This is a genomic window from Dactylosporangium sp. NPDC051485, assembly GCF_040682015.1.
In the GTDB taxonomy this organism is placed as follows: Bacteria; Actinomycetota; Actinomycetes; order Mycobacteriales; family Micromonosporaceae; genus Dactylosporangium.
This window is the reverse complement of the sequence record NZ_JBFAZW010000168.1, coordinates 1-16,676: the sequence shown is the minus strand read 5'-3', so window position 1 is coordinate 16,676 and position 16,676 is coordinate 1. Positions and strand designations below refer to the sequence as shown.

Below are 16,676 nucleotides of genomic sequence, written 5' to 3'. Positions count from 1 at the left end.
GCTCGGCACCTACCCGGGCCAGACCTGCCCCGGCTACCGGCTCGGCGGCGACCTCGCCCGCTTCCAGCCCGCGGTGCTGCAGCGGCTCCTCGCCGGCACCGGCTGCAGCCACACCCGGCACAGCCCGGTCTTCACCGCCATCGAGCACGGCCAGACCTGGCTGATCGACACCTTCGGCGACCGGACCCCGGTCACCGACGACGGCACCGGCTGGTCGCGCGTCGCGCACCCGGCCCTGCCCTGGACCGCGGCCCCGATCACCCACGCCGGACCCGAGCCGGTCTTCGAACCGCACGGCCCCGACGGCGACCGCATCCGGTGCAGCGTCTGCGGCGCCGTGGAGGAGATCGCCTACCGCGAACTGCTGTGGCCGTCCGGCGCTCGCGTCGACGTCACCCGGACCTGCAGCGTCTGCCGCTCCTCGGAGGGCCCCGAACCGGTCCTCGACTGGCACCGGCAGCCGTGGCCACCAGCTCCGGAACACACCCACACGCAGGAGTCCCAGCGGTGATCGACGATGACTACACCCTCGACGAAGGCACCGAGATGCCCGCGGCGTGGTGGCGGCTCGACGGCCGGATCCCACTCACCGTCCGCGAACTCCGCAGCCGCATCCCCGGCCTGCCGCTGCTCGCCTACGGCCCCGAGTTCTCCGGCACCGTGCTGTCGACCTACGGGCCCCGCTACCTCGACCTCGGCCACTTCACCACCTGGAACGCCTACCGGCCCGACGCGACGCCCACCCACCGCAGCGCGTTCGACGCGCTGCAGGCGGCACACCCGGACACGTTCAGCACCGTCATCGGCCACCAACTCCTGCACATGGTCCGTCGCGACGGACCGAACACGGTCTGGCTGGCGCTGCGACTGACCCGGCTCACCGACCCGATCGCCGACACCATCGCGCAGGTCCACGACCGCACCTGCCCCACCCGCCACCACCTCTGGATCGACATCACCCACTGACCAATCCGACCCAGCGCCAGCACACGCCCCCGACCACCCGGCGACACCCGCACCGGTCACACCGACAGACGCGTCCCGGGACCGCAGCACCTCCGTCACCACACCGAGAGGAACAGCCACCGATGCACGACCCCGACGACGACTACGGCCACGAACAGCTCCTGCTGGACCTCGTCACCGCCCTACTGGACGGCGACGCCCTCGAGCAGCTGTGCACCGACGCGGGCCTGCCCGTGCTCATCGAGCGTGACGGCACCCCGATCACGCTCACCGCCCACACCTACCGCGACGCGGGCGTCCTCACCCTCGACCGCGGCATCTACCTCGAACTGTCCGACGGCAGCGCCTTCGGCCTCACCCTCACCGTTTCCCGTCGCCCCGCCATCGACGTCGACCTGCGCCACTGACCCGACGGCACTACTACCGCGCCGGTAACCCATCGGCGCAGCCACCACCCGAACCACCAGCTTGACCGGCCGCCGGACACCATCCGACCTGCTCCAAAGGGTCCGCACGGCCGCATGTCGGTACCACCGCCGTACGCCCATCGCGCGTACCGGCCCTCCTTCCCGCACGACGCGGTATCACCATCCGCTGCCGCGCGTCCCGGGAAGGGCCGCGCGGCAGCCTGCCTCGGAACACGGCGACAACGCATGCACCTCGTCACACCCTCCGGCGTCCGATCGACTGCGCGTACCCGATCGGTCGGGCCGCAGCGCGGGCGCTCACCGGACACTGACGCGCCGCACGGTCACCTCCTGACCATCGCAGGCATCGCCAGCGGCACGACCAACACCGGCATCGGCGACGAGGCAGAACGGGTAGCCAGCGGCCTCAAGTTGGACCGCCGGCGTAGGACGACTTGACCGCCGTGGAAAGGCAAGCGTCGATCTCGGGCGTCGCCGTCCGGTCCTGACGTGACAACCCTCAGGCCAGCAGGACCGGCCGGCGACACCAGGGGCCGCGTCGTGCCAACGACCGCTGACCGCGACACGGCGCGGCAACCCCGGAACCGATCACCGGGCGAGGCCTTGGCCTGCCGACCCTCCCGCAGCCGCCATGCCAGACAGCACCCGCTCCAGGGCCACGCCACCCAACCCGACCCAGACCCGGATGTGACAGCCCCCTAGCTGTCAGCGCTGCCACGACCCGCGGAGCACCAGCTCCACGCGCCGCACCGAGCGGCACGACCAACCGACAAGGAGATCCACCATGACCACCACCGGTGCCAGTCCTGACCGGCACACCGAACCACACGGCATCGACACCACCGATACCGTGCCGGAACCGGCCGACGACACCCTCGCCTACCCCATCTCCCCGGACTACGTGAAGTCCTGGACCCCCGTCCGGGCGCTGTGCGAGCTCATCGCCAACGCCCTCGACGAGGACCCCACCGCGCGCGTGGCGTGGGCCGACGGGGTCCTCACCATCGCCGACGACGGCCCCGGTATCCCCGAGGAGGGCATGATCCTCGGGCACTCCGACAAGACCGCGCAGCAGATCGGCCAGTTCGGCGAGGGCAAGAAACTCGCCTGCCTGGTCCTGGCCCGCAGCCCCGAGATCGGCGAGGTGCTGTGCGAAACAGTCGGCTACAAATTCACGCCCACCGTCGAGCGGCGCCGGCTGCTCGCCGGCATGATCCCGTCCCGATCCGGGCGGGGCGCGGAGGTCCTCGTCTACCACCTGTACCGCAACGACCGCGCCCGCGGCACCGTCTTCACCGTCGAATGCCCGCAGCAGTTGGCGGACGAGGCGATCGGACGGTTCCGGGCGTTGAGCGAACCCGGCTACAGCCCGCCCGCAGCGCCGGGCGCCTGTGTGCTCGTCGGCGAGCCGGGCCGGGTCTGGATCGGCGGCGTCCTGGTGTCCACCATGACCGGCCTGCTCGCCTCCTACGACCTGCCGCTGGATGACAAGCATCTGCAGAACCGCGACCGGACCGTCATCGAAGCCGGCGCGCTGCGCGACGCCGTCCGCACGATCCTCGCCGCCAGCGACGACCCGCAGGTCATCGCACGGTTCGCCGGTCACGCCCTCGACGGCGGGAAGTTCCGTGATCCGGAGCAGTTCTTCACCGGCGTCGATGCCCCACGGCCCCGCGCCGCGTGGCGGACGTGGGGACGCGCCAACCTGCCGGCCAACGCGTTCTACGCCGGACGCCGCCAGGAGGAGGCGGTGCTGGACCTGCAGGACATGGACTACACCCGCGTGACGGCCGGCGGCCTGTCGGACTACCACGAGCAAGCCCTGATGACGCTGCTCGGCGTGGAGGTCGCCAGGGTCCGCCAGCAGCGGCACTACGAACGCAACCACGACAAGACCACCTGGGTCCCGGACCGGGACCTCAACCCAGCCGAACGCGACCTGCTGACCGACGCCAAGACGCTGCTGTGCCGGCTGATCGGGCCGTTCGCCCTTGACCGGGTCCGCGTCTACATCGACAGCGAGGAGTCCCCGTGCGCGGACGGGTTCTACACCCCGCGCAACGGTGACGTCGCGGTTCACCGTGACGTCCTCACCGACCGGGGGCGGACCCTGGCGGTGCTGTTCCACGAGGCGGCGCACCGGGTCCGGCACCGCGGCGGCGGCCGGTGGATGCCGAGCCAGGACTACAGCGACCGCAGCCGCGGCTTCGAACTCATGCTCACCGAGTTCGGTGGGCTGCTGCTCGGCCTCCTGGCGGACCTCGCCGACGGCGGCACCCTGCCGACGCCGACCATGCCACCGCCGACGCCAGCCGCCCGGCGGGTGCGTCTGAACTCGGCGGATGACCCGGCGGTGCCGGTCACCCGGCGGGAGTTGGCGCACCTGCTCACCGACGGGCTCCCGCACGCGCTGACGGCCGGCGGGTTCCGCGACGAGCGTGACCTGGTCGCCTCCACCGCGGTCCGCACCGTGTACTGGAACCTGCTCATCCGGCCGAGACCGGCCGGGTTCCGCCGCGCCCAAGGCGTCAGCACCGCCTGGGACTACGAGAAGGTCGCGCTGCTGGCCGAGGCGGTCGGCGTCCACCCGCCGGTGGTGTGGCTGGCGTCCAACCTGTGCGAAGGGCCGCTGCACGGCCGCCGCCGCGACCAGTGGGGCCGGCCCGGCCGGTGGGTGAAGCAGGTCCGTGACCACGTCGACCGTGCCTGCGCCGACCTGCAGGCGCTCGGCGGTGCCTACGCCGCGCAGATCCCCGCGTTGCGGGCCCTCGCCGCCGGCACGACACCCGCCCCGACGGGCGACGACAGCTGGCAGGCCCCCGCCCGCGAGCTGATCGCCCTGGAACGGCAGCGCCTGCACCTCGACCGCGATGAGCAGACCGACTGACCGTCCCCAGCCAGCCACCGCACCACCACACCGCGACCGCGCGGTCCAGGTGCCGACCGTCACGGCCGAAGCCGCCGCGGCAGCAGCGCCCGTAGGACCGGGCCACCGCACGGCCTGCGATCCCGAGTTTCACCTCTCACCTGTGCCGCGGATCTGCGGCCCGGGTGCTCCGCCATGTCCCGCGCCGGCTCGCCCGGCGCGGGGCGCCCGATCCCAACCCGTCCCCGGCCGCCGAACCACGGCCGGCCATGCACATGGAGGACCTGATGCAGTACGAACCCGGCCAGCGCGTCGCGCTGGTCCACACCAGCGACCCGCACACCGAGCTGCGTCCCGGCGACGAGGGCACCGTCCGCCGCTACGACGCTGGCCAGCGCCGCGTCGACGTCACCTGGGACAGCGGTTCAAACCTGTCCATGCTGCTCGACAGCGGCGACGCCATCACCCCGATCCTGGCCGGTCCTTGGGACGCTGCCAGCCCTGCGGAATGGGTCGGCCCCGCCGGTGGCGTCGCCTGGGCGGAGCTGCTCGACGCCCTGCGGATCGTCGGCACCACCGACGGGACCACCGCCGCCGAACGGTGGCTGCAGGACACGATCGGCGGACGCGCCAGCGGCGACACCGCAGCGACGGCTCGGCGCATCCTCGAGGGGATCGACGACGAGGACCCCGCCGTCCTGGACATCCTTCCCTCCCCCGTGCAGGACTGGGCCAGCGGCGTCACCGTACCGCGGCCCGCGACGGTGTCCGCCGCCGTCGGTTCCGATCACGCGGCGTCGCTGCTCACCGGTGAGCAGTGGCAGCAGGCCGAGGATGCCTACCGCGACGGCTACACCACTTCGGTCACCGACACCATCGCCGCCGCGTGCCGACGCCGGCTGCACCCGACCGGCGATGACCGGGACCTGTCGCACCTGCACCCGGACCACGTCACCTTCGGCAGCGTCGGGGTGTTCTCCGGCGACTGGGATCTTCCACCGCCCGCGGCTGCAGCAGGCCCGACCCGGTGAACCCGCCATCCCGCGCCCCTGCGCTGTGGACATGCCGATGGGCCGGATGGTCGAAGTCGACACCACCCTGGTCACGGCGCAGACCTCGCACCGGCCCGACCCCGCCGCACACCGCCGAGCGGACAGCGTTCGACACCCTCCGCGACGCGCATCCGGACACCTTTTCCACCGTCATCGGCGACGACGGGCCACCGGTGGCTGGCGCTGCGCCTGACCCAGCTCACCGACCCGGTCACCGACACCCCCCTGGCCGTGCACGACCGCACCTTCCCCGCCGGAATCCACCTCCGGGCCGACCTGACCCACTCAACCCGTCCCCGGCCGCGCCGCGCGCCGGCGCCCAACTGGTGCTCGGGCTGGGCCACGGCCGCGCGGCGCCACCACCCGAACCACGGCCACGACCAGAACATCGAAGGAAACCGTGCCATGCGGCACCACCACGATCGGCGCGCTGACGCCGACAACTACGACTCCGTCGACCCGTACACCGCCGACGAACTCAGCTACGAGCAGCTCATCGAAGCGCTCGTCACCCGCCTGCTCGGAGGCGACACGCTCGAGCAGCTCTGCGTCGACGCCGACCTGCCCGTGCTGGTCGACGACACCGGCGAGCCGGTGACCGTCACCGCGCGTACCTACCCCGACGCCGGAGTGCTGACCCTCGACCGCGGCATCTGGTTGGAGATGTCCGACGGCACCGCCTTCGGCCTGACCGTCACCGTCTCCCGCCGCCCCGCGATCGAGGTGCAACTGCGCCACTAGCCCCTATCCACGGACCCCGGACCTGCTGAGCCGCCGCCTGCCCCACCCCGCGTGAGGTGGGCAACCCGTGCCAACAGCAAGGGGTAACCCGTCGGCGCTGAACCGCACGAGCGGCCTGGCCTCCGAGGCAGGCCGAGCTCCCGCTGTTGCACGCACCACCGGGTGTGGTCACCCGCCATCGCTTCCGGCCGACCGGCCGAGGACGGCATGGCGAACACCGCATCCGTCTCCGCTGCGCGGATCCATCCGCCCGCGCATCCGGAGACGGGTGCGCGGGCCTCGTTCTCCTACGAATCGAGGCAGTCCATGACCACACCAACCCCGAGCCCGTCCACGCCGGAACCACCGCCGGCAACGGCCGCCGACGCGGCCGAGGCCGCCGCAGTTCCCGCGGCTGACCCGGGCACTGAGCCGGCAGGAAGCCGGCCCGGCTACCTGTATCCCCTGGTTGCGCTGTACCTGGTCGAGCACCCCGACGAGTTCCACCAACCGGGCGCGATCAAGAACGCCCTCGGTGTCCCGTCGTCCGGTGCGGTGTCCGAGGTGCTCAAGAAGATGACCGCTGCGGGTCACGCCACCCACGAGAGCGGTCCGCACCGGTTCCGGATCACCCAGGCCGGGATCGACGCCGCCGGCACCATGCCGCCCGCCGCGCCCCGCGCCGCCTCCGGCGGCGGAGGTGGGGCAGGCCGGTCCGGGCGGCGCGGGCCGGTCACCCGACCCAACGGCGAGCTGTACTTCCCCCGCAAGCTGGCCGGCGCCGCGGACGTCGACGTGCTGCGCCGGCTGCGGGACAAGCGGATCCCGGTGTTGCTGTACGGGCCGCCCGGCACCGGGAAGACCGCCATGGTCGAGGCGGCGTTCGACGACCTGCTCACGATCACCGGCACCGGCGACACCGTCGTGGAGGACTTCCTCGGCAACTTCGTCCCGCTGCCCGACGGCGGGTACGAGTTCGTGTACGGCCCCCTCGTCCAGGCGATGCGGCAGGGCCGGGCGCTGCTCATCGACGACGCCTCTCTCATCCCGCCGAAAGTCCTCGCCGTGCTGTACCCGGCGATGGACGGCCGCCGCGTCATCCACATCCCCGGCTACCGCAACGAACGCGTCGAAGCCGTCGACGGGTTCTACGTCATCGCCGGGCACAACCCCGGCGTCCACGGCGCCGTGCTCACCGAGGCCCTCGCGTCCCGCTTCGACGTGCACATCGAGGTCACCACCGACTGGGACCTCGCCCGGCACCTCGGCGTCCCCGCCGCGGCGATCACCGCCGCAGTCGCCCTCAACGCCGACGCCGAGGCAGGGAAGGTCACCTGGGCGCCGCAGCTGCGTGAGCTGCTCGGCTTCACCCGGGTCCGGAAGACCCTCGGCCTGCCCACCGCCGTGGCCAACCTCGCCGGCCGCGCCCCGCTCGACGACCGGGCCGCCGTCATCGCCGCCCTGACGGCTGCGTTCGGCACCCCGGTCACGCCATTGACCCTCGGCACACAGCGCTGACGCGCACCAACAAGAGCCACCATCGAAGGAGGAACCGCGATGCCACATCCCAGCAGCCACCTGCGCCCCGCCGGACTCGCCAAGACCCACCCGGACTGGGCCGAGTGGGACCAGGCCTGGACCCGCGAAGCCGCGAAACTGACCGGCCGCACCGACCTGACCGTCGTCGTCGCCCCCGGCGCCGGCGGCGACGCACCCGCATGCTTCTACCCGCACTTCGCCCGGATCGAGGTCGACGCCACCCACATCGGCGCCCCCGACATCGCCAACCCGCGCCGCGCCGCACACAAGAAGCTCGTCCCGACCGGCTACGGTGCCCTCGTCCACGAAGCCGGCCACGCCGCCCACAGCCTGTGGACGGCACCGCCCGGCACCCCGCCCGTCGTCGCCGACATCGCCATGGTGCTCGAGGAATCGAGGGCCGAAGGCCGCCAACGCGCCCGCCGCCGCGGCGACCGCCGCTGGCTGCGGCACATGGTCAATGTCCTGGTCAACGCAGACGACGCACCGGTCGACGACCCCTGGCACGCCGCCTACGCCGCCGGGCTGCTGCTGGCCCGCGTCGACGCCCGCATCCTCACCGCCAAAGACGTCAAAGCCGTCCGTATCGCGGTCACCGGCATCCTCGGCCGCCAGCGGCTGGCGCAGCTGCGCGAGATCTGGCGGGACGCCCACGCCGTCGCCGACACCGACGCCGACACGATGATCGAGCTGGCGTGGCGGTGGTGCCGGCTGCTCGGCATCGACCCCGCCGCCCAGCCGGCGACCCCGGTCGCGGACGACGGCGAGTTCGCCGGGGCGCTGGCCGCCGCGATCGGTGGGTTCCTCGCCGCGGCGGCCGGGCTCACCCCGGCCGCCTACACCGAGCGGTGCATCGCCGAACGGCACGGCGCACCGGCCGAGTGGACGCTGCGCGACCCGACCGCAGAGGAACGCCAGGCGGCCAACACGCTCGCCGCCCGGCTCCGCGCGGCGCGGACCAGCAGCGTCGAACCTGGTACCCGTCCGTCGGCGATCCCGCCCGGGCGGCTGCGGGCCCGCGCCGCGATCACCGCCGACGCCCAACGCGCCGCCGGGCAGATGCCCACCGCCCAGCCGTGGCAGCAACGCGCCACCCTGCCGCCGCACAAACCGAAGCTGCACCTCGCCGTCCTCGTCGACGTGTCCGGGTCGATGTGGGCGTTCGCCGAACCGATGTCCTCGGCGGCGTGGATCCTCGCCAACGCCGCCCGCCGCACCGACGCCACCGTCACCACCCTCGCCTTCGGCGAAGCGGTAACGCTGCTCGTCCCGCCACACCACAAGCCCGCCCAGGTCCAGCAGATGCAGGCCGACGACAGCTACGAACGGTTCACCGAGGCGGTCAAACTCGCCGACCAGCTGCTCAACCTGCGCCACCGCAGCACCGTCCGGATGCTCGCCGTGGTCTCCGACGGCTGGTTCGTCGAGGGCACCGACGCCGCGCAGCGCCTCATCACCACCCTGCACCGCACCGGATGCGCGGTGCTGTGGCTGCACCCCGAGGACAGCGACGCCTGCCACACCTACACCCACACCACGACGGTCGCCGTCACCAACCCGGTCACGGCGATCGACGTCATCGCCGCCGCCGCCGTCACGGCCCTCACCAAGGCGTGACAGCGACCCACCCGACAGGAGCAGCAACCCTGATGTCAGCAACCGATCCGCGGATCGCGGGCTGGGCCGAGCAGATCCTCACCGCAATCGACGACAGCATCGCCGAAGGCGTCCTGCCCGCCACCGTGCGGTCCTACACCGACCTGCACGACCACTGCGACGCCAACGACTTCCTCATCGACGCCGGCGTCCCGTACGACGGCACCGAAGCCACCATCGAACTCACCGTCGCCATCCAGGACGCCGTCACCGCCGCGCTGCGCGCACCCGACCGACCCTGGTGCACGCACGGCACCTGCCGCTTCCCGGGCCATGACCACACCACCACCCAGGCCGACGACGGCACCGACCTCGACGCCGACGCGGACACCCCGGCACCGATGCGCTGCACCGACTGCGGCCAGCCCGCCCACTACGACACCCGCCTCGGCGACTACCGCCACGACAACCCAGCCGCACCGGACTGCTTCCTCATCCACGCAACCAAGCGCTGACACCGCTGCCACCGCCGGGAATCCGACCCCGCTCGCGGACCTCATCGGCAAGAGCCGGCTGAGTCAGCGATCCGTGAGGACCCGATCCGGCACCGGCGACCTGAACAACCACCACTGCTGATCTGCGCCGCAGCGCTGCCCCGGCTGCGGCCGGGCAGTGCTGCGCGCCCTACTCCAGCCTGGAGCACACGCATGCCCGAACACACCGACCCGCTGCGGTTCCCGCTGCAGCACCACCTCGACTCGCACACCACATCGGCCGGCTGGCGCATCGGCCCCGACGCCCTGGACCCCACGGAGCCCCGGCTCGGTTCCCTCGTCACAACGCTCATCGAAGCCACCGCCCGCGACGCCGCCGCCACCCACCTCTGGCACCTCCTCGACGCACCCCTGTCGTTCCTGCTCGAGGTCATCGGCGACGGCCCGATCGACAACCACGAAGGAGACCTGCTGCAGCTGCTCACGCTGCTGCAACTGCGCGGACGGATACGCGAGCAGCGCGAGGAGGCAGCCGCCGACGTCAGCGACGCCTGCGAGGCCCTCCACGCGGTCGGTATGACCACACCCGTCACCGCCGACATCACCTGGCACGCCGACGGCCACGCAGACCCCGGCACTGCGGTGCTCGCCGCGCTCGTCGACACCGGATTCGTCGCCGCGCTCACCGAACACCGCGCCGCCCGCCGCTACCAGACCGTCGTCGGCGGCGACACCGTCCACGCCGACCTCGCCGCCGACGGCGGCTTCACGCTCCACAGCACCGGCCACGACGGCAGCCCGCCATGGCACGTCACCGCCACCGGCAGCACCCCCGCCCGGCTCCTCACCGCGCTCATCCGCGCCTGCACCGCCCCCGACGCCGACCCGCGCGTCCCGGCCCCGATGGCCGCGCACCCCGACGATGGTCCAGCCGCCGGCGGCACCCATCCCGCTGAACCCTCCGAGACCGAGACGACAGGAGAGCACCCGCATGAACACCTGGGCGTTTGAAACCTACGCCGACGGCGAAGACGCCGACACCGCATTCGACACCGCCCGCCGCGACGCCGCCCGCGAGCACGGCCACCGCTACAGCGGCCCCATCGCCGACAAGGACCCCTTCGTCATCATCACCGACACGATCACCGATCTCGACGCGGCGGAAGCACTCGCCGGGACGCTCATGGAGCACGACGACCCGCGTACCGCCGACAGGTGCGGACCGGCCGGCGCGATACCCGTCCGCCAGCCCACCCGCACCGTCCACGTCGACGATCTCACCGGCAGCGGCACCACCTATCTGCTCGGCCCGGCCGAACTGGACCGCATCGCCGGCACCCTCACCCTCACCTTCACCGTACGGACCAGCCCAACCCGCACCGGTATCCACTCCCAGCCGGACGGTTGGCTGTTCGTCGGCTGGGCCAGTTGCCGAGCCGCGCCGTCCCGAACCGTCGGACGACGCCGCAGCGGCACCCCCGCCCCGCCCACGGCAGGACCAGTCCCGAACGATGCAGCCGCCGCGACGTGGCACCCCGACCGTGCGACGGACCAGGACGCCAGCCGGGTGGTCACGCCGTTTCACTCGAGTCCGGCCACGGTGACACCGTGACGGCCGGCGCGGCAGCACCGACCCGGGCTACCGGCCGGCCGGTCGTGGCCGTGGACGTCGACGGCGTCCTCAACCCCGACGACCCGGCCGCCGCCGAACAGCTCGGCTACCGGCCCCGCCACTACGCCGGACCCGACCCCACCGGGAACCCGATCACCGGGACCGTGTGGCTGCACCCGAAACACGGCACATGGCTGGCCGAAATCGCCGGCGCCGGCGCGGAACTGGTGTGGTGCACCAGCTGGGGTCCGCTCGCCGCGACCTTCATCGCCTCCCGCCTCGGCCTGCCCACTGACCTCACCGTCATCGACGTGACCACCGCCGGCGTGCGGTGGGGCCACCAGCTGAAGCTGTTCGACCTCTACCAGCACACCGGTACCCGGCCCGTCGCTGTCCTCGATGACCAGTTCGGCGGCAAAGACCCCGACAACGCCCGCTCCCGCACCAGGTCCGGTGTCCCGACCCTGCTCGTCCCGGTCGACCCGCACACCGGGCTGCGCCGTGACCACGTCGACACCGTCCTGACCTGGCTCGACGACATCACCGGACACCACGACCGGTCACCGGTCACCTGAACCTCGCCCAACCCACACCCGCGCGGCGGCCGTCGAGCACCCACCGACGGCCGCCGCGCCGTGTCAACCCGAGGGAGTCACCATGGACCCCGTACCCGACACCGACACCGACGCGGTAGCAGCGCCCCTCAGCGTCGGCGACCCCGTCTCTCGCAAGACCCGCCTGCTGGCCCGCCAATGCGACACCTGCATCTTCCACCCCGGCAACCGGATGCACCTGGCGACCGGTCGGCTCAAAGGGATCGTCGCCGCGGCGGTGGCCGACGGCAGCTATGTGATCTGCCACGACACGCTCCCGTACGGCAACCACCCCGACGCGCAACCGGCGGTCTGCCGCGGCTTCTACGACCGGTACCACACCTGGCGGCTGCAACTCATCGGACGCCTCTTCGGCTTCATCGAGGTCGAACCGCCCGGCTCGGCGTCTGCGGACACTCCCGCCGGTTGACGCACCGGCGGGATCTCGTACCCGCGCTCCGCCCGGGGTGGCTCGCGCCGACTTGACCTGCGGGGAAAGTCGAGCGTCGATGGGTGTGCCGAACCGGCAACCCCGCCGCAACCCGCGTGCCGGGTGCCGGCGGCTGCCCAGACGCACGCGACGCGGGGAGACCACGCCATGACCAGCATGCTCAGCATCGCCATCCAGGAGCGCACGCATCCGTCCGCCGACGTGACCGTCCCGGAGGATGTGGTCGACGTGCTGCTCTGGCGGCTGGCGTTCGACGTCGCCGCCGAGCATCAGCGCAGCCGTACCGGCGACTGCACCAACCTGCGCTGCACCGGCGTTCGCGGCGTCTGCGCCCCGGCCGTCCAGGCGCAGCGGGCGCTGCGGATGGCCCGCCGCCCGCTGGCACCCGTACGGTCACCAGCGGCGGCGAGTTCCCCGCTCATCGCCCGAACCGCAGCGCCCGCCGTCCCTGCTCCGGTCGCTGCGGACGACCCGCGACCGGCACCCACCGTCATCGGGCGCGCCGCTGTCGGCCGCCCGAGCACGGGCCGGTTCACCGACTGGTTCACCAGCGCCGCCAGCGCCGCCAGTGCCTTCGGAGCGGTCCACGGCCGACGGTCGAGCCAACTGCCACGCCGCAGACCTGGCGCCGCCCTCGCCCTCGCCGCCGCCTGAGCGCAGCCGCCCCGGCAGCGACCCCACTGCACACCCGACCCCGACCTCGACCGCGTCGCCCGGCCACGGACGGCGCGGTCGACGCCGTACACACCCGAATTCCGAAGGCTGCGACGCCCCGTTCCGGGACGGCGCAGCCGTCACGTCGTGAAGGAGACTGATGCCCATGTCCGGCATCGAGAACTTCGTCCGCCGCCAGAACGAGATCATCCGACGGGTCGGATGGGCGGTCGTCCTCATCCATCCCACCGCCGAGGACCCCGACACCGTGATGCCGTACGCCTACACCGTCGGTCTCACCGCCCGCTTCCTGCCCGAGTTCCTCATCACCGGCCTGCCCCTCGACCTCGCCCACGGTCTGCTCAACGACATGGCCGAACGGGCTCTGGGCGACGGTCCGGTCGTGCACGGCACCCGCGTCCAACACCTGCTCGCCGGCTACGACGCCGTCGTCGTCGACGGCCGCCCCACCGAGCGCGTGCGGCCCGCCGCCGCTACCGCCCGGTACGGCGCCGAGCAGGTGCGCCTGCAGCAGATCGTGTGGCCCGACCAGCACGGCATGTTCCCCTGGCAACAGGGCTGCACCCTCGACCCGGACAGCCAGCCACTGACCGGCACGCTGTAACACCTGCAAGCTGCCGCCCACGCCGCACGGTGGGGTGAGACAGCGGCCATCGCCGCTGCCTCACCCCACAGCCAGGCTGACCCCACCTGCGGGTCAGACCCACGAACATGTCCAGCAACCCGGCCGGGTCCCTCGTCGGCAACGGACGATCCTATACCTGCACCCGCACCTGCCCCGCCGACCGCGTGCCAGGAGGTGACGCCCTGCCCGCAGATCAGTGACGGGCGGGCCCGCATCATCGGGGTCCGGCGACCCGACCGAGCAAGAACCGTGACCCTTTTTGCGTTTCTGTCGATATCCGCCGTGCTGCCCGGGACCGGCTGGCGGAGTTTGAGGCCGGGACGGCTGCCTGGCCGCCGTTTGTGGTGGCGTCCCTTGGCGGTTTCCCGCTCAGGGATGCCACCACAAACGGCGGAGTACGACCGCTTGCCCCGTGCCTGCAGCAGGCGGTCATAACAGCAGTCGCGCCGGCAGACGACCGCCAACCCGGAGCCGGGCCGTGCCCTGACGCGGCGAGCGGTTACGCCGAGCGTCGCGTCTGGTGCTCCTGATTGGTGCGGGCCTCACCCCACAGGCCGAGCTCGTTGACGAACGCGACGATCAGCGGATATGCGCGCTCGCCGACGGGTGTCAGGGCGTAGACCTGCCCGCGTGCGCCTGGGTCTGGCCGGCTGATCAGCCCGTGGTCAACCAGGCGCTGCAGCGCCTGGTTGAAGCTCGTGGCGTGCACGGCGTTGACGGATCGTTGCAGGTCGTTGAAGCCCTTCGGCTGCGCTTGCAGCGAAGCCAGGATCTCCATGGTCCAGCGGTGTCGGAAGAAGTCCAGCGCGTCGTAGATCGTGCGGAAGTCCACCCATGCCTCCCCCATTCGGCATCCCAGGTCGATGTCCCCAGGGGGAGAGTGTAGACGGACGTGAGTGCGTTTCTCGTCCCCGTTGATTCGCGCTGACCTGCGCATTCTTCTGAAGAAAGGGCAGATCGGACCTATTGCCGTGCATCTCCGGTCGCTGCGTGGACCCGGTCCGTCGGTGCGGTTTCGTGCAGGCAGGAGGCCAGATCGGTCAATGATCGGGTCAGTTGCGTGCCGATCGTGGTGAGTTCGTAATCGACGTCACGTTGATCGAAATCGAGGGTGCCGTCAGCGTTGCTCGGCCGGACGAGGTGGACGGCGGTGAGCCATCGCAGTGCGTCATCGATGCCGCCGGTACATGCCTGGCGCAAGGTGGCCGACGGTGCCCGGCCGCCGCGGTCCTGGAGTGTGACGAGGACGGGCACCGCGCCGGGGGTGCACGCCAGTTCTGCAGCCAGATCCTGTGGGCTGTGATCGCGGTTTCCGCTCATGCGGCGGCCTCCTCAAACGGTACTCGGAAGTCTAAAGGCGTCGATTCGTCGCCGAACTGTCGGCCACCCGACAGTGGAGTTGGTATACCCGATTTGCCGGGGAATCTCGTCACGTTGAGTATGCGCTCGTCGATACGTTCCGCGACTTACTGCATGTTGCGGATAGTGGGGGGCAGCGGTGTACAAGCATGAGTGGACCTTGTTTCTCGACGATCTGGTGGTGGTGATGGTGCAGACTCGGCGACTGTCCCGTGTGGCGGTTTCGGCAGGGAGTGTATTGCTCTGCCTCGCTGCCGGATGCAGTACCCAGAAACCTGCCGCACCAGTGACACCAGCAGCTCCATCGTCTGCGGCGGCGGCATCCTCGGCTGCGGCGTCGGATGACCCCGCCGCCGCCGCCGCCGCCGGTCGCGGTGCGCTGGATGCCTACCGCGGCATGTGGCGCGCCTACGTCGCAGCACTCACCACACCGGACCCGGCCAGTCCCGATTTGGCGAAGTACGCCACCGGTGACGCATTGAAGACGCTGACCGCCGGGATCCAATCGGTGAAGGATCAGGGGTTGAAGGGCACCGGAAACGTCGCCCTGGCACCGAAGATCACGGCGGTGACGCCGACGACCGCACCGACGGAAATCGAGATCACCGATTGCCTCGACGACAGCGCATCACAGCTGGTCCGGGCCTCACCCGGACCGGCGTACAGCGACGAGCCCGGCGGCCGGCGGCTGACGAAGGCCACCGTGAACCGGCAGGCGGACGGCACGTGGAAGGTGAGCGGCTTCGGCGCTCAACAGGTCGGCACATGCTGACCCGCAACCGCCTCGCCGCAACGGTCCTCGCCGCAGTGCTCGCCCCGCTGCTGGCGGCGACTGTCGTCGTCGGCCCAGCGTTGGCGGGGGTCATCAAACCGGTCGACTGCTCCAAGACCCCCAACGATCCCCGATGCAAGGTCGTCGTCGGCGGTCCTGGCAGTCCGGGCACCGGCGGCGGAGGAGGCGGCGGCGGCGGGAGCACCGCTTGCCATGATCCGTGGGGTAAGGAGGTGCCGTGCAGCCTGCCGGATTACGGGACGCTGTCCGATGACGGCTGCTACTACAAGCTCGCCACCGGCGACATCCTTCGATCCGCGGAGGCGTTCGGTGGCCCGGCGATTCCGCCGGGGCAGTGGTACGTCGGCGCCTGCGGTTACCCGCCGATCGGTGGCGTGACGAAGTTCCGGATCTTCGCCGGTGGAGTGACACCTGACCCGGCGGTCCTGGCGGCCCAGGCGGTGAAGGAACTGAAGCTGCCGCTGCCGGCGATCCGGGTGAACCCGGCACCCCCGGCGAAGCAGCTGGTGTTCCTGCCGACGTGGCTGTGGCTGGACGGCTCCTCCTGGGGGACGAAGACGGCGACGGCGTCGGTGCCGGGCCTGTCGGTGACCGCCACAGCGAAACCGACGAAGCTCGTCTACGCCACCGGTGACGGTCCCGCGGTGACGTGTGCCGGGCCGGGCACGGCGTGGACCGCCGGCACCGACCCGGACAAGGCATCGCCGACCTGCGGGCACACCTACACCCGCCCCGGCTCGTATCGGCTGACCGCGACGGTGACGTGGCAGGTCTCCTGGGCCGGCGGCGGGCAGACCGGCACGGTCCCTGATCTGACCACGACAGCGACGTTGGCGCTCGAGGTGACGGAGTCCCAGGCGCTGAACACCAACCCACGGGGGTAGATCCACGATGAGCTCGACCACAC

The 16,676-nt window shown here is 71.7% G+C and carries 19 protein-coding genes; 17 read left to right on the top strand and 2 right to left on the bottom strand.

Going from position 1 to position 16,676, the window contains the following annotated elements; genetic code table 11:
* The 15 genes from AB0M46_RS48210 to AB0M46_RS48140 form a co-directional block, all read left to right on the top strand.
* A partial coding sequence (locus tag AB0M46_RS48210) for a hypothetical protein (RefSeq protein WP_363347880.1) occupies positions 1 to 511 on the top strand: 511 nt, incomplete at its 5' end.
* Positions 508 to 966, top strand: a complete 459-nt coding sequence (locus AB0M46_RS48205; protein ID WP_363347878.1) for a hypothetical protein — start codon at positions 508 to 510, stop codon at positions 964 to 966. The genes AB0M46_RS48210 and AB0M46_RS48205, both read left to right, overlap by 4 nt.
* A 122-nt stretch (positions 967 to 1,088) precedes the next feature.
* Positions 1,089 to 1,373, top strand: a complete 285-nt coding sequence (locus AB0M46_RS48200; protein WP_363347876.1) for a hypothetical protein — start codon at positions 1,089 to 1,091, stop codon at positions 1,371 to 1,373.
* Between the two features lie 805 nt (positions 1,374 to 2,178).
* Complete coding sequence (locus AB0M46_RS48195) at positions 2,179 to 4,281, top strand: hypothetical protein (RefSeq protein WP_363347874.1); 2,103 nt, start codon at positions 2,179 to 2,181, stop codon at positions 4,279 to 4,281.
* Between the two features lie 266 nt (positions 4,282 to 4,547).
* On the top strand, positions 4,548 to 5,291 hold the full coding sequence (locus tag AB0M46_RS48190) for a DUF4314 domain-containing protein (protein ID WP_363347871.1): 744 nt from the start codon (positions 4,548 to 4,550) through the stop codon (positions 5,289 to 5,291).
* Positions 5,292 to 5,543: 252 nt separating this feature from the next.
* Complete coding sequence (locus AB0M46_RS48185) at positions 5,544 to 6,053, top strand: hypothetical protein (protein WP_363347869.1); 510 nt, start codon at positions 5,544 to 5,546, stop codon at positions 6,051 to 6,053.
* 306 nt (positions 6,054 to 6,359) lie between these two features.
* Positions 6,360 to 7,550 (top strand): AAA family ATPase, encoded by a 1,191-nt coding sequence (locus AB0M46_RS48180; RefSeq protein WP_363347867.1) that lies wholly within the window; start codon positions 6,360 to 6,362, stop codon positions 7,548 to 7,550.
* A gap of 39 nt (positions 7,551 to 7,589) precedes the next feature.
* On the top strand, positions 7,590 to 9,188 hold the full coding sequence (locus AB0M46_RS48175) for a VWA domain-containing protein (RefSeq protein ID WP_363347865.1): 1,599 nt from the start codon (positions 7,590 to 7,592) through the stop codon (positions 9,186 to 9,188).
* 32 nt (positions 9,189 to 9,220) lie between these two features.
* Complete coding sequence (locus AB0M46_RS48170) at positions 9,221 to 9,682, top strand: hypothetical protein (RefSeq protein ID WP_363347863.1); 462 nt, start codon at positions 9,221 to 9,223, stop codon at positions 9,680 to 9,682.
* A 192-nt stretch (positions 9,683 to 9,874) separates the two neighbouring features.
* Complete coding sequence (locus AB0M46_RS48165; RefSeq protein ID WP_363347861.1) at positions 9,875 to 10,672, top strand: hypothetical protein; 798 nt, start codon at positions 9,875 to 9,877, stop codon at positions 10,670 to 10,672.
* The gene (locus tag AB0M46_RS48160) at positions 10,653 to 11,273 is read left to right on the top strand and encodes a hypothetical protein (RefSeq protein WP_363347859.1); all 621 of its coding nucleotides are present in this window, start codon (positions 10,653 to 10,655) and stop codon (positions 11,271 to 11,273) included. Before AB0M46_RS48165 ends, AB0M46_RS48160 begins: the two co-directional genes overlap by 20 nt.
* A complete protein-coding gene (locus tag AB0M46_RS48155) occupies positions 11,270 to 11,848 on the top strand; it encodes an HAD domain-containing protein (RefSeq protein ID WP_363347856.1) in 579 nt (192 codons plus the stop codon). The genes AB0M46_RS48160 and AB0M46_RS48155 overlap by 4 nt, the downstream gene beginning before the upstream one ends.
* An 82-nt stretch (positions 11,849 to 11,930) precedes the next feature.
* Positions 11,931 to 12,296, top strand: a complete 366-nt coding sequence (locus tag AB0M46_RS48150; protein ID WP_363347855.1) for a hypothetical protein — start codon at positions 11,931 to 11,933, stop codon at positions 12,294 to 12,296.
* A 168-nt stretch (positions 12,297 to 12,464) separates the two neighbouring features.
* Positions 12,465 to 12,971 carry a hypothetical protein gene (locus tag AB0M46_RS48145; protein ID WP_363347853.1) on the top strand — a complete coding sequence of 169 codons (507 nt, stop codon included), beginning with the start codon at positions 12,465 to 12,467 and terminating at the stop codon, positions 12,969 to 12,971.
* A 166-nt stretch (positions 12,972 to 13,137) separates the two neighbouring features.
* Positions 13,138 to 13,596 (top strand): DUF4262 domain-containing protein, encoded by a 459-nt coding sequence (locus tag AB0M46_RS48140; RefSeq protein ID WP_363347851.1) that lies wholly within the window; start codon positions 13,138 to 13,140, stop codon positions 13,594 to 13,596.
* 520 nt (positions 13,597 to 14,116) lie between these two features.
* Here the strand turns inward: AB0M46_RS48140 and AB0M46_RS48135 are convergent.
* Positions 14,117 to 14,449 (bottom strand): helix-turn-helix domain-containing protein, encoded by a 333-nt coding sequence (locus AB0M46_RS48135; protein ID WP_363347849.1) that lies wholly within the window; start codon positions 14,447 to 14,449, stop codon positions 14,117 to 14,119.
* Between the two features lie 131 nt (positions 14,450 to 14,580).
* A complete protein-coding gene (locus tag AB0M46_RS48130) occupies positions 14,581 to 14,937 on the bottom strand; it encodes a hypothetical protein (protein WP_363347847.1) in 357 nt (118 codons plus the stop codon).
* Between the two features lie 178 nt (positions 14,938 to 15,115).
* Between AB0M46_RS48130 and AB0M46_RS48125 the strand changes: the two genes are divergently transcribed.
* Together AB0M46_RS48125 and AB0M46_RS48120 are read left to right on the top strand one after the other, a co-directional pair.
* Complete coding sequence (locus AB0M46_RS48125) at positions 15,116 to 15,748, top strand: hypothetical protein (RefSeq protein WP_363347845.1); 633 nt, start codon at positions 15,116 to 15,118, stop codon at positions 15,746 to 15,748.
* Positions 15,742 to 16,653 (top strand): hypothetical protein, encoded by a 912-nt coding sequence (locus AB0M46_RS48120; RefSeq protein ID WP_363347843.1) that lies wholly within the window; start codon positions 15,742 to 15,744, stop codon positions 16,651 to 16,653. The genes AB0M46_RS48125 and AB0M46_RS48120 overlap by 7 nt, the downstream gene beginning before the upstream one ends.
* Positions 16,654 to 16,676: the final 23 nt, after the last annotated feature.